At 53.7% G+C, this 11,907-nt stretch carries 14 protein-coding genes; 6 read left to right on the top strand and 8 right to left on the bottom strand.

Translation table 11 applies throughout. The annotated features are described in order from the left end of the window. Positions 1-43: 43 nt before the first annotated feature. From crtID to ACMGFL_RS12855, 3 genes are all read right to left on the bottom strand, one after another. Entirely contained in the window at positions 44-1,540 is a 1,497-nt protein-coding gene (gene crtID / locus ACMGFL_RS12865) for a bifunctional phytoene desaturase/3,4-desaturase (RefSeq protein WP_436935937.1), read from the bottom strand. Positions 1,541-1,618: 78 nt separating this feature from the next. Beyond that, positions 1,619-1,771 carry a DUF7837 family putative zinc-binding protein gene (locus ACMGFL_RS12860; RefSeq protein ID WP_436935936.1) on the bottom strand — a complete coding sequence of 51 codons (153 nt, stop codon included), beginning with the start codon at positions 1,769-1,771 and terminating at the stop codon, positions 1,619-1,621. A gap of 99 nt (positions 1,772-1,870) precedes the next feature. Further along, positions 1,871-2,242, bottom strand: coding sequence for a cupin domain-containing protein (locus ACMGFL_RS12855; protein ID WP_436935935.1), 372 nt, complete (start codon positions 2,240-2,242; stop codon positions 1,871-1,873). Positions 2,243-2,357: 115 nt separating this feature from the next. Here ACMGFL_RS12855 and ACMGFL_RS12850 point away from each other — a divergent pair, with 115 nt between their 5' ends. The 5 genes from ACMGFL_RS12850 to ACMGFL_RS12830 all read left to right on the top strand — a co-directional run bounded on the left by ACMGFL_RS12850 (position 2,358) and on the right by ACMGFL_RS12830 (position 6,841). After that, complete coding sequence (locus tag ACMGFL_RS12850; protein ID WP_436935934.1) at positions 2,358-3,509, top strand: MBL fold metallo-hydrolase; 1,152 nt, start codon at positions 2,358-2,360, stop codon at positions 3,507-3,509. A 49-nt stretch (positions 3,510-3,558) separates the two neighbouring features. Beyond that, positions 3,559-4,449 (top strand): 1,4-dihydroxy-2-naphthoyl-CoA synthase, encoded by an 891-nt coding sequence (locus ACMGFL_RS12845; RefSeq protein ID WP_436935933.1) that lies wholly within the window; start codon positions 3,559-3,561, stop codon positions 4,447-4,449. 59 nt (positions 4,450-4,508) lie between these two features. Then, entirely contained in the window at positions 4,509-5,045 is a 537-nt protein-coding gene (locus tag ACMGFL_RS12840) for a hypothetical protein (RefSeq protein ID WP_436935932.1), read from the top strand. Continuing rightward, a complete protein-coding gene (locus ACMGFL_RS12835; protein WP_436935931.1) occupies positions 5,045-6,052 on the top strand; it encodes a tyrosine-type recombinase/integrase in 1,008 nt (335 codons plus the stop codon). Before ACMGFL_RS12840 ends, ACMGFL_RS12835 begins: the two co-directional genes overlap by 1 nt. A gap of 471 nt (positions 6,053-6,523) precedes the next feature. Continuing rightward, positions 6,524-6,841 carry a hypothetical protein gene (locus ACMGFL_RS12830; RefSeq protein WP_436935930.1) on the top strand — a complete coding sequence of 106 codons (318 nt, stop codon included), beginning with the start codon at positions 6,524-6,526 and terminating at the stop codon, positions 6,839-6,841. Between the two features lie 114 nt (positions 6,842-6,955). Here ACMGFL_RS12830 and ACMGFL_RS12825 read toward each other — a convergent pair whose 3' ends face one another. Together ACMGFL_RS12825 and ACMGFL_RS12820 are read right to left on the bottom strand one after the other, a co-directional pair. After that, positions 6,956-7,705, bottom strand: a complete 750-nt coding sequence (locus tag ACMGFL_RS12825) for a hypothetical protein (protein ID WP_436935929.1) — start codon at positions 7,703-7,705, stop codon at positions 6,956-6,958. Positions 7,706-8,808: 1,103 nt separating this feature from the next. Next, positions 8,809-9,039, bottom strand: a complete 231-nt coding sequence (locus ACMGFL_RS12820; protein WP_436935928.1) for a hypothetical protein — start codon at positions 9,037-9,039, stop codon at positions 8,809-8,811. 210 nt (positions 9,040-9,249) lie between these two features. On the opposite strand from ACMGFL_RS12820, the gene ACMGFL_RS12815 reads away from it, so the two are divergent. Further along, complete coding sequence (locus tag ACMGFL_RS12815; protein ID WP_436935927.1) at positions 9,250-9,762, top strand: hypothetical protein; 513 nt, start codon at positions 9,250-9,252, stop codon at positions 9,760-9,762. Positions 9,763-9,798: 36 nt separating this feature from the next. On the opposite strand, the gene ACMGFL_RS12810 is transcribed toward ACMGFL_RS12815, so the two are convergent. The 3 genes from ACMGFL_RS12810 to ACMGFL_RS12800 form a co-directional block, all read right to left on the bottom strand. After that, positions 9,799-10,020 (bottom strand): HalOD1 output domain-containing protein, encoded by a 222-nt coding sequence (locus tag ACMGFL_RS12810; protein WP_436935926.1) that lies wholly within the window; start codon positions 10,018-10,020, stop codon positions 9,799-9,801. Between the two features lie 270 nt (positions 10,021-10,290). Then, the gene (locus ACMGFL_RS12805) at positions 10,291-10,728 is read right to left on the bottom strand and encodes a hypothetical protein (RefSeq protein WP_436935925.1); all 438 of its coding nucleotides are present in this window, start codon (positions 10,726-10,728) and stop codon (positions 10,291-10,293) included. Between the two features lie 434 nt (positions 10,729-11,162). Then, complete coding sequence (locus ACMGFL_RS12800) at positions 11,163-11,765, bottom strand: winged helix-turn-helix transcriptional regulator (protein WP_436935924.1); 603 nt, start codon at positions 11,763-11,765, stop codon at positions 11,163-11,165. Between the last annotated feature and the right edge of the window lie 142 nt (positions 11,766-11,907).

The following is an 11,907-nucleotide window of genomic DNA, read 5'->3' as shown; positions in this document are numbered from 1 at the left end:
ATGTGCTTGGCGTCGTCGACATCCACAGGCCCGATGGAGTTCTCTATCGGTGGTTACGCTGGTCCTCGATGAGTGCGTTCGCAGTGTGTTCGCCGCTTATCAGACACATCGGAACGCCGATGCCGGGCGTGGTGAACCCGCCGGTGAAGTACAGGCCGTCGACGGCCGAGGACCGGTTCGAGGGGCGCAACAGCGCGGTCTGTCGGAGCGTGTGCGCGAGGCCGCCCAGCGCGTTCCCCTTCGTAGCGTTGTACCGACTGGCGAAATCTGAGACCGAGAACTGCTCCTCGACGACGATGCGGTCCCGCAGGTCGACGCCGGTGTGTTCGGCGATGTCGGCGAGGATCTTCTCGCGATACGAGTCACGGAGTTCGTCCCCGTCGGCCAGTCCCGGCGCAATAGGAACGAGCGCAAAGAGATTGCTGTGGCCCTCGGGCGCGACGCTATCGTCAGTTTTCGAGGGGACACAGAGGTAGTACGCGGGGTCGTCGGGCCAGGCAGGGGAGTCGAATATCTGCTCGAAGTGTGGGTCCCAGTCGGTGGGGAGTACGAGCGTGTGGTGAGCGAGCGGTTCCACGTCACCCTCGACGCCGAGATACAGGAGATACGCCGACGGCGAGTAGGTTCGCGAGTCCCAGTAGTCGTCGTCGTACTGGCGCTCGTGGTCGGGCAACAGGTCCCGTTCGACATGTGCGTAGTCGGCGTTCGCGACGACCGTATCCGGGCGGTACTGCTCGGCGTCGGTTTCGACCAGAAATCCATCGCGCGTTCGAGTGATGCCTGTCACCTCGCGGTCTGTCTCGTAGGTGACACCGAGTTCCGCGCCGAGGTCGACCACGCCGTCGACGACGGCACCGAGTCCGCCTTCGGGGTAGTAGACACCGAGGTTGAAATCGACGTGACTCATGATGTTGTACAGCGCTGGCGTGTTGTGTGGCGCGCCGCCGAGAAAGACCAGCGAGTACTGCATGATCTGCTGGAGTTTGGGGTGGTCGAAGTACTTGCCGACGTGGCGGTCCATCGACCCGACAAGTCGCATCCCGATGGGCGCGGCGGTCATCACGTCAGTGTCGACCCAGTCGCGCAGGCGGGAGCGGTCCTCGTAGACGAACTTCTCCATCGCCGTCTCGTAGTGGCGCTGACTCGTTTCGAGATAGGCGTCGAACTGCTCGCCTGCGCCAGTCTCGTAGGACTCGAACACCGCTCGCATCTGCTCGTGGTCGCCGCTGGTGTCGACCTGGTCGCCGTCCTTGAAGAAGATGCGATAGTGCGGGTCCAGCCGCTGGAGATCGTAGTACTCTGACGGCGTTCGGTCGAAGTGGCCGAAAAACCGCTCGAAGACATCGGGCATCAGATACCACGACGGTCCCATGTCGAAGCGAAACCCGTCGCGTTCGAGGCGACTTGCCCGCCCGCCCATCTGGTCGTTTTTCTCCAGTACGCGCACGTCAGCCCCGCTGTCGGCGAGATGGCACGCGGCGGAGAGTCCGCCGAAGCCGCCGCCGACGACGGTCACCGTCTGTCCGGACAGCGCTGTCATCGACGGATCATTTGGCCGAACGGGTATAAACTGCTGGACTGTCCCGATGGGAAGCAGAACGCGAACAGAACCGAGTCGTCATTCGGTAGAGACGATCACACGACAGTTCGGGCAGGTGGCGAAGGTGGCGCGCTCGCCGTCGGGTGCGACGTAATCCACGAAGAGTTCCTCAGCCGGGACTGCACAGTCACAGCGCGGGCACCGGCCGAGTTCTGAATCGTGAACCTTCATCGCGGTTGGGTCTGTTGTCGGAGTGTCAGCATTCCAGCCACTAAACGGTTGGTCAGACGGGCGTCAGACGGGATGGCTGAACCGCCCGCGGATGCGCCGCTATCCCTGCACACCCTCGGGAACCCAGTTCGAGGTGTCGCTCTCGGCGTCTTCGGGCGCGCTGACGAGCACGAAGGAACTCTCGCCGTCCGCATTTCGGATCTGTCGCGTCGCGTCCGGGGGGATCCAGACTGCGTCGCCGCTTTCCATCTCGACGTCCTCGCCGTCGATGCGGACGGTCGCCTCGCCGGAGACGAGGATGTACACTTCCTCGTGTCCGTCGTCGGTGTGGTCGTGAGGTCTGCCCTTCCAGCCCGGTTCGCAGCGCGCCATCGTCACGCCGACCTGTCGACACTCCAGTGGCTCCCCGAGAAAGTGCATCGCGTCGGAGACCTGCTCGACGTCGTCGACGTTCACTTTCGTGTGAGTCATAGCATCCTCTACACTCCTCGGGATAATAATCACCCGTGTTCGGACCGCCAAGCAGAATTGTTCAGATACCAAACTGCCGTACAATATATTGGTCCCCATCCCGTACTGTCACGATATGGTCGAAACGATCACCGCAACACAGCTCCGGGACTGGATCGACGGCGATCGGTCGTTCGCGCTGCTCGATACCCGCCCCGAGGAGAGTTACGACTCCTGGCACATCGAGGGGGCGATCCAGTACACTTACAAGCCAGCCTTCGCGTTCGACGCCGCGGACTTTCGGGCACAGACCGGCCTCGCTCCCGACGACGATATCGTCACGATCTGTGCGAAAGGCGTCTCCTCGTTCGACATCGCGAAGCAACTTCAGGACGCCGAATACGAGAACGTGACCGTCGTCGAAGACGGGATGGAGGGCTGGAGTGAGGTGTACGACATCGTCGAGGTTCCGACAGTGAGTGACGTCGATATCGTCCAGTTGCAGCGCCGCGCGAAGGGCTGTTTGAGCTATCTGGTCGCCGATCCCGAACGCGAGGTGGCTGCGGTCGTCGACCCGACACGACACGTCGAGCGGTTCGCGTCGCTCGCCTCCGACCGCGGCTACTCGATCGAGTTCGTCCTCGATACGCACGTTCACGCAGACCACATCTCCGGCGGCCGCGAACTCGCCGGACACGTCGGAGCGACGTACTGTCTCAGCGCCGACGCGGCCGACCGCGGCGTTACTGAGGACTATCGCGCCCTCGACCGAAACGAGGTCGTCTCGGTCGGCGAGGTCGACGTCAAGGCCGTGCCGACGCCGGGACACACCTCTGAAATCGTGAGCTATCTCGTCGATAGAGAGGCGGTGCTGACCGGCGACACACTGTTTGTCGACTCCGTGGGGCGCACGGAACTGCAGTTCGGCGACGGTGAGGCCGACGCCGGGGCAGAACTGCTCTACGAATCGCTCCATCGGACGCTGCTTGCCGAACCTGACGCGGTGACGGTGCTCCCGGGACACTTTTCGGTCGGCGCTGACGGGACGACGGACGTGATTCCCGGCGAACCCGTCCAGACGACGGTCGGAGCGGCGCGCACTGGGCTGGACTTGCTGACCGTCGACCGGGAGGCGTTCGTCCGACGGCTGACCGAATCACTGCCCGAAAAGCCAGCCAACTACGAGACGATCATCGCGATCAACGCCGGGCGTGAGTCACCCGACGACGAGGAGACGTCGACCGAACTCGAACTCGGCCCCAACAACTGCGCTGCGACGAGTGACTGACCGCGGGCGTGGAGCGAATTCTTTTCACGAGTCCGGCCGGAGCGGATACATGGTCTCTGAACTGTTCGACGAGACGGAGTGGGAGCCCGTCGACGGGTTCGACTTCACGGATCTGACCTACCATCGCGGGACGGACGTTCCGGCGGTCAGAATCGCCTTCGACAGACCCGAAGTGCGAAACGCCTTCCGCCCCGAGACGATAGACGAACTCTACACCGCACTCGACCACGCCCGCAGACAGGTCGACGTGGGCTGTGTCATCCTGACCGGAAACGGCCCGTCACCGAAAGACGGCGGCTGGGCGTTCTGCGCTGGCGGCGACCAGCAGAGTCGCGGCGAGTCGGGCTACGAGTACGAAGACGACGCGGCGGAGGCGGCCGAGCAGGGCGTCGGTCGGCTTCACATTCTGGAGGTGCAGCGACTCATTCGCTTCATGCCGAAGCCGGTCATCTGTGCCGTTCCGGGCTGGGCGGTCGGCGGCGGGCACTCGCTGCACGTCATCTGTGACCTGACGGTCGCAAGCGAGAACGCGACGTTCAAACAGACCGACGCCGACGTGGCCTCCTTCGACGCTGGCTTTGGCTCTGCGTATCTGGCCAAACAGGTCGGACAGAAGAAGGCACGCGAGATTTTCTTCCTCGGGAAGGACTACGATGCCGACGCGGCCGCGGAGATGGGGATGGTGAACGAAGTCACCGACCACGAGAATCTGGAGACGGTCGCGCTGGAGTGGGCCGACGCCATCACGCGCAAGTCACCGATGGCTATCCGGATGCTCAAGTACGCCTTCAATCTCACCGACGACGGGATGGTCGGCCAGCAGGTGTTCGCGGGCGAGGCGACCCGACTCGGCTACATGACCGAGGAAGCCTCTGAGGGGCGGGACGCGTTCAACGAGAACCGCGACCCCAACTTCCAGCAGTTTCCGTGGCACTATTAGTTTGAGTATAAACAACGCAAACACTAAGTGCGTGGCATAGAGTTTTCAAAGAGAGAGAGATGGAAGAAACGACAACTGTAGCATTCCGAGTTGATGCGTCGGTTAAAGAGGAATGGGAAGAAGCCGCCGAGGGGCCAGAGTATGACAGTCTGAGCCACTTGATACGGTTATCCGTTCAACGAGAAATAACCGATGCAGAAAGAGCGGATAATCCACCGCAGGCGGAGAATAATCTGGATAGTAACGGAGAGGTGATGAAATCAATAACACGGATTGAGAGGTCGATGGAGAGGCTATCTGATGAGGTGGAAGCTATTGGACGAGAAAATAGAGATGAAGAGCTATATGATCTTGAGCAAGTATTGCTCGAAATCTTGCCAGAATATAACCCAAGCAAACATGATTTAGAAAATCCGATAGAGGCCGATATAGAGGCCCTCACAGCGGAAGAGGCCGCCGCTAAAATCGGTGCGGACGAAGAAAAAGTATCAAATGCTCTTCTCCGGTTATCTGAGAATACAGGACAAGTCAAAAGGTTAGATCCGGGGCCGGATTCGGTTTCTGAGAGTCCGTCACGCTATACGAAGGTGAAATAATGGACTCAGACACCATTATCACCGAATTTCGAGGGCGACAGGAAACAAAAAAGAGTGACGCAACAGCCAAGAGTTACGAACAAGCGATTATTGCACTCTCAAGCTGGCTACAGAATCCCGGAAGTGCTGGATACGACCCAAACGAACGGGATCGTGACAGTAAGGAACTGTGGGAAGCTACAACAGCCGACTTACGAACTCACCTTCGCCACCTCTTGAGTAACGGAGATTATGCAGGCGGAACGGTCAATAATCGAGTTATTGCATTTAATGTATTCTATCAGGAACTCAAAGAAATGGCGGAGGAAGGATACAAAATTCCCAATATAGAGAATCCCACAGAAGATTTAGATGTTTCTGGTTGGTCACAGCTTAAAAATGATACACGGAAAGAGCAAGAACTGAAAGAACTTCACTATTTGAAACCAGAGGAGGTGAAAACATTAGCCAATAATGTGACATCTCCCACACTCCGTAATGAACTTATTATTAGGTTATTATACCAAACGGGACTTCGGCGTGAAGAATTAGCAGAAACCCGAGTCAAAGATGTGGATACTGACAAAAGGACGATCAAAGTTCGAGCAACTAAAACACACCTCAATAGAACTGTTCGGTATCAATCTTCTCTTGATACTCTAATGTCACGCTGGATCAGAGTAGAACGGTCTGCCTTAGCTACCGCAGGTAGCGAATATCTGTTTCCAACCAGCCATTCTGAGCGTATTGGCTCAAATTACGTGACACAGATAGTGAAAGACGCCGCAAGTGCCGCTGGTCTACAAGAAACGGTCTTCACCGACGCAGGTGGACGACAACGCGCCAAAGTTACCGCTCACACTCTACGCCACAGCTACGCCGTACAGTCACTCAAAAATGGGATGGATACCCGAACACTCCAGAAACTCATGGGTCACGCACAAATCGAGACAACCGAAAAATATCTCCGTCTCTCGAAAGATGACGTTTTGGAAGCCGCCCGTAAGTACGGAGCGGGGACAGAATAGCCGGTTAGACACGAGAGAACACGTCTTTCGACCGCTACCGCCTCAAGTCCTTTCCAGCCACCTCCACGTTCCGGCTCGCTTCGCTCGCGGGCTTTCGCCACCGCAACCGCATATTATCTGGCCTGCTATTTCTAATACAGGTTGCCTTTCGAGAAGGGCGGCAGACAGCAACCAGACCGCAACCGCTCGGTTGAGCCAAATAGTACACACCAAATATGTTAAAGAAATTGTGTATTGGGCTACATTTACCACCGGAGACTGGCTAAATAATGTTCGGTAGTATTATATGTTTGGGCTAAGATAGATGAATTAGAGATTTAATGGAAAGTAAATCTACACAAAAACTCGCTATCGCAAGTGTGGCACTTACAACTATCTCCCTATTTTTACCATATTGGACATCTAACGAGGCTGTATTCTGGATTGCTGGGGAGTGGCAAACCAACTGTCCCCGGATACGAGGTAGACGGCGTGGCTCTGGTTTTTGGGCCGGTTCTTGTGGGTGGGATTATCGCATTAATTTATACATGGAACAAGATCAGCATAGCTATTGTTGGTCTATCTGGGATATGGACTCTGTTAACCACTTTTGAGAGTATTAATAATCCACTGGATGGGAACTCAATAATAACCGGATATAGAGTGAGAATCTCAGCGGGAGAGGCCGTGGATCCCGGATTTGGTTTGTTTTTGTTACTAATTGCCAGTTTGTTGCTACTTGCGGCTACGTACAGAGGATATGAACAATTCTCAGGCCAAAAGGGGAAGCAACAAATAAAAAGTAATTGATAAAATTTACGATTATTACCTGTTAATCGGATAGACAGTTGAGTGGGGCTACAATAGTATTATACATCCCACATTTGAGATGGATGTGGGAGTTAGCGCATACGTGGTCTTAGGTCAGACAGGGAATCCCTCACCTGTCCGTAGCCAGTTATACGGACTGGCCCACGCAAGCGCCGCGCCCTCGAACAGCGTTTTTGGTGGATTCTCCCGTTCAGTCTCGTAATAATCTCGAACTGGGAGGTGCGCCAGTTGAGATGCGAGATACTGCGCTCCAGTAGTACTCGGCCTGTTGGGAGTCTCATCTTCCAGTATGTCCATGAGTTTCTCAGGTTTGTCACCGATAAGGGGCGGGGAGTGATAGACTGTGATAGCTCCGTCTGTCCCATCAGGTCGGTGTCTATGATGCTTCCGGTACGCGTTGTCACAATAGTTCAAGTGTTTTTCAAGTGCAGGCTTCAGATGATCTACGGTGAACTCGTTCTCTGGGTCGTCTACCCATAGGTAGATGTGTTCATGAGGCGTTCCAGTACTTCGAGTTGGAGCTGTTACCGCTACCCAGACAAACTCAAACTCACCGAGATGGTACCTCAGCGCACGGTTCACCGATCTATGAATTTGTCCACCGTGGAGCATTTCGTTACACTCCCATGGTGTCATCCAATTGTCTCTTTCGTCCGTAGGAGACAACCGCCGTGTCAGCATGGCCGTGGTTAGATTGCCAGCGTACCGCTCCTGTAGCAATCGGTCGGCCTTATGGATTCGAGGATACGTCTCGAACCTGTGTCGTTCGTACTTCGATGGGTCGTCTCTCTCCTTCCAGTTGTGCCATTGCGTTCTCAAGTACGTCTCTATGGCGTCAGCCACAGTTACCACTCGCCCCTCTGAGACGAGCGGATCAGGTAATGGCTCTGTTTTTACTGAATCTGGGGCAAGAGGTAGATTACGACGAGCGGCATCGTCGCAATTACTTGGATCAGCAGGTTCGGTATCGTTAGAAGCGGCAAATCTATCAGGTATTGTGTGAGATGGCGCATAGTCGTCTTGGGTTCCGCTCATGAGTCCGGTCGGAGTACCGGGAAACCATCCACTTGAACAGGTTGAGGGTTCTGTCCGTGGTATCTGGTATGATTCTCCCGTGAGAGCGCATCAATAAATCTCGGTGCATCCACTTTCAGTATCGGGATTTCGTGATGAGCATCCCGTTTATGAATTTTCTCACCATATTCAGCGTATGCGGTCAAGCGTGAGACATTAACAGACTGTCCACTCTCCGGATCCTTCAGGAAATACCGCCCATCCTGCTGAAAATGGGGTTTAAGAGGTTTAGCTGATTGATTAGAACAATCAGATTTCTCAGAATTGTTAGATTTACTATTCTCTCTATCGAGGTTTGAAATGTCTATAGACATAAGAATTGAAATGATCGAGGAACCGCACCGCAATTGATTGGTAATCGCTACGCTACACGTCGAGTGTTGTTTCTACAAGTTGCGATATTACTTCGCCATATGGGACTTCCGTAGTCCCGCAGAGTTCTTCAGCCGCTTCGTCTAATTGCCGTTTCTCCTCGTAACTGACGCTAATTGTCGTTGTTCGAGACATGAGTGGTTCATCAAGAATGGAGCGGCATTCTTCGCCGTCCCCCGCACTACAATGAAAGGTATCGCCCTTATATACCGTGGGGGGTGGGGTCGTTATATCTCCCCCACAGTATAATGAAAGGACACGCCTTAATATAGGTATGGGGGCGGGGGCCGACAAACAGGAGTTAGAGCGCCTATAGCGGCATAATTCCCGATCATTAATTCCTATGAGGGAATGAAATTTTTGCCGGTTCTTTCAGGAGAACCACCGAGACACAACGAAAATTGGCCTAAAAATCAGGCTGAGACGACTCTATCACGCGATGGGGGTTACTAAAGTCATGTAGATTTTTTAACACTTATGTTCCAACCGGGTTGGAAAACTCAGTTGTCTGGGATCCACCAAACTGTATTTCGACCGCCAATATCTTTGCCCGTTAATTCTCCGTCATCACGAAGTGCCGATAAGCGTTTGTAGGTCGCAGATCTCTTGATCGGTAGTTGATTTGTCACTTCCGCAGTTGAAAGGACTGGATCATCAGTATCTCGAAAGAGTTGCAGAATTTCGTCATCCGTTACTCGTGGTTTTCGTCCGGTTGTTGTATCATTTCCCATGTGTAATGTCTCAATTTCTACGATGTTAAGTTTTTACCTTAGAAGTTACTAACTGCTGTTGGTGTACGTATATAGGCATTTCCGGTAGTTTTATTACTTTACCGTCTAAGGTAGAAATACGAAGGTCGTCGCCTCTCGGGGCTCTGATTCAGAGAAAGCCTGAGTGTTCCAGCACTCAGGCGATGGCCTTCGTTTGGAGTCGGAAAGGCCATGCAAACCAACGATTCGGCGGCACTTGAATATGCCGTCACGGACGACAGTATAGACCTTCAGAAACGAGACGTAAGCGCACTCACGGAGTACATGACGGTTCTTTCACTCGGGGGAGAGGTCTACTCTGTAACCACAGAAAGCGGCTCTGAGTACCGTGTGGACGTTCTCAAAGGCCGCTGTACCTGTCCCGACAAACAGTATAATCTCGAAGACAGCGAGTTGTGCAAACACGAAAGACGCGTTCGATTCGCCACAGGCGAGTGGACAATCCCCGGATGGGCCGACACCGATGCAGTTGATTCCCAACTCGGAGAACACGTTACTGGCTCACCACAGATAGCCACGACAGACGGGGGCTTAATGGAAGATACTGTCGATAGGGAAGGAGAGAAACAACGGCCCGATGATTGTCTCTGTGGGGATGGGAATCAAAGATCAGAGCTTCCCTGTTGGCCCTGCTATCGTAACAACTTCAAAAACCCGAATCGAGAAGGGGGTGTTAACGAATAGTCAGTTAGGAATCAAGAATAGATTTTCTCCCGGTTTTTATTCAACGGATATACTATTATTCTCCAGAACAGTCACCACATGATTCGGAGTCTCAAACTGAAGTTCCCATGAATTATTCTCCTGCTCTGCTAAGGCCTGTATTGCATCTGTGTCGATATGATTGTGAAGGGACATCTCAAGATCTTCTGGTTCAACCCCTTCTACATCGGCAATATGCCCGATAATCCGCTCAAGAAGACTCAAATCTCTCTTTTCCACAGCAAATATAGATGCTCAACACGGAAAGGCTTGTTTATAACTCGAAAAGATACACAATATGTTTCGAGAGGGAAAGACAAGTTGTGCTTTCTATGACACGCTCTTCATAGAATTATCTACTCCTATTCTTGACGGGGCAAAGCAGTGTGTATAATATATTCAAAGATACAGCACATACGCCGCCCCAACCAGAAATATTAGTAGGAGAATCGCCACAATCCAATCTGGCAAGTCTACTTCATCAGGGATTGAATCAGGTTCATTCGACATTCACATCCACCCCTCGAAGGCTGGATGGGTCTGTGAAGATCGTGACTTCTGTGCTGGTTCAGAGTAGCTATTCCCACCCTTCCAAAACTGCATGAAATGCACGCTTGGGTATGAGTCAATCATGTGTTCCCACCGACTGTGTACGTCGCCGAAGACAGCTACAATCACCGTGTCAAACCCACTAATGTAACGGTCAATCTGTCCATTTAGCCGGTCAATTTCATTTGCACTTGGTGAGTGTTTGAGTTCAATTCCTACCTGATTGCCCACAGCAATATCAATCTGTAACTTACCTTCTGTTTTTATCTGATAGCCTGTTGAGGGCAAAGTGCGTTTCAGATATTCAGCCATTGAATCATGAAACGTACTTTCTTTCTGGAATCTCGTCTCTGGCTCCCAAGCTTCTAACCGATCCAGTACGAGTTTGCTTGCATGCATACCTTCTACTTGGAAGTCATCTATTATAATATTGGTTGTAGAAATATATAGGATGTACTGGATAAACTCTATCAACTGATTAGAAATCCCGCTAACTACAGTTTTCCCGATGCGGAGTCAATTATTGCTCCTTTTATTCGACCCCTGACAGAGCTTGGATAGAGAGGAATTGGCATGTTTTCTAAGACACACTCGAACAGGTAAGACGACAACACTAATAATATTACTGTTATGCATACCGCCCAAACGCCCCGTTCGTAAATAGCAGAGAAGTTGTTTAAAATTGCGACATAGGTAACTTTGAGTAAGCATAGTAGTAGATACTGTTATACGTTGTTTATACTGCAAAATTGTGTTTCCGTGGCACTACTGACGGCAGTTTGGGAACAGGCGCGAAGGAGAGTGGTCACTCTGGGCCGTAGCTGACAGGGGAATTATTCGGGGTCGTAGCTGACCAACTCGGGCGCGCGCTCTGCGAAGGCCGCGGCGTCGTCGCCGAAGGATTCGGCGTACCGGACGAGCAAGAACAACACCGTCTCGGGGCGTTCGAGCGCGTAGCCGTTCGTGCGCGAGAGCAGGCCAGCCTCCTCCAGTTGCGCGGCGTACTTGCTCACGGTCGGTCGCGAGACGTCGAGTTCGCGCGCGAGCGCACCGGCGGTGGGGTCTATCCCATCGAGCAAGGCGATACACATCCCGCGCGGGGTGTCGCGCCGGAGATAGCCAAGCGCCACCTGCTCGAACTCCGTGAACAGCCCTGCGGGGAAGTATCGCCGGTAGTCCCCGTCCTTGCGACTCTCGACAATTCCCTCCGATTCGAGCTGTCGGAGGTGGTGCTGTGTCTCGCCGGTGCCGAGTTTGAGGTCGTCTCGAATCTTCGAGAAGTGCGCTCCGGGTGTGGTGGTCAGATAGCCCGCGAGCGCATCGGGTGCTTCGCTCTCGCTCGCGCTCGCGAACTGTACGAGCTGGCTCGCGGCACCGAGCGCGGCAAAGCGTCGCAAAGTCGCACGTTTTGATTGATCAACCCCGTCCCCACTCATTACACAGAATGAATGCAGTTAGGACATAAAACCGCTTCGCTCGACACGACCCGTCATAGTGTTTGTTGCGGTAATTTTCGTGACCACGTCACAGATATCGGTGTTTCACGCCGTGTAAGTGATGTCTTGTTGCACGACAGCG

It is taken from the genome of Halovenus marina, from assembly GCF_051414115.1.
Taxonomy (GTDB): domain Archaea; phylum Halobacteriota; class Halobacteria; order Halobacteriales; family Haloarculaceae; genus Halovenus; species Halovenus marina.
Note: the sequence above shows the minus strand (reverse complement) of the source record. Positions and strands in the feature narration are given on the sequence as shown.

Excerpts from the sequence above, each read along its gene's own strand:
- ACMGFL_RS12835 (WP_436935931.1), top strand. The coding sequence starts at position 5,045 with ATGGACTCAGACACCATTATCACCGAATTTCGAGGGCGACAGGAAACA.
- ACMGFL_RS12815 (WP_436935927.1), top strand. The coding sequence starts at position 9,250 with ATGCAAACCAACGATTCGGCGGCACTTGAATATGCCGTCACGGACGAC.
- ACMGFL_RS12840 (WP_436935932.1), top strand. The coding sequence starts at position 4,509 with ATGGAAGAAACGACAACTGTAGCATTCCGAGTTGATGCGTCGGTTAAA.
- ACMGFL_RS12855 (WP_436935935.1), bottom strand. The coding sequence starts at position 2,242 with ATGACTCACACGAAAGTGAACGTCGACGACGTCGAGCAGGTCTCCGAC.
- ACMGFL_RS12845 (WP_436935933.1), top strand. The coding sequence starts at position 3,559 with ATGGTCTCTGAACTGTTCGACGAGACGGAGTGGGAGCCCGTCGACGGG.
- ACMGFL_RS12805 (WP_436935925.1), bottom strand. The coding sequence starts at position 10,728 with ATGCATGCAAGCAAACTCGTACTGGATCGGTTAGAAGCTTGGGAGCCA.
- crtID (WP_436935937.1), bottom strand. The coding sequence starts at position 1,540 with ATGACAGCGCTGTCCGGACAGACGGTGACCGTCGTCGGCGGCGGCTTC.
- ACMGFL_RS12860 (WP_436935936.1), bottom strand. The coding sequence starts at position 1,771 with ATGAAGGTTCACGATTCAGAACTCGGCCGGTGCCCGCGCTGTGACTGT.
- ACMGFL_RS12800 (WP_436935924.1), bottom strand. The coding sequence starts at position 11,765 with ATGAGTGGGGACGGGGTTGATCAATCAAAACGTGCGACTTTGCGACGC.
- ACMGFL_RS12820 (WP_436935928.1), bottom strand. The coding sequence starts at position 9,039 with ATGGGAAATGATACAACAACCGGACGAAAACCACGAGTAACGGATGAC.
- ACMGFL_RS12850 (WP_436935934.1), top strand. The coding sequence starts at position 2,358 with ATGGTCGAAACGATCACCGCAACACAGCTCCGGGACTGGATCGACGGC.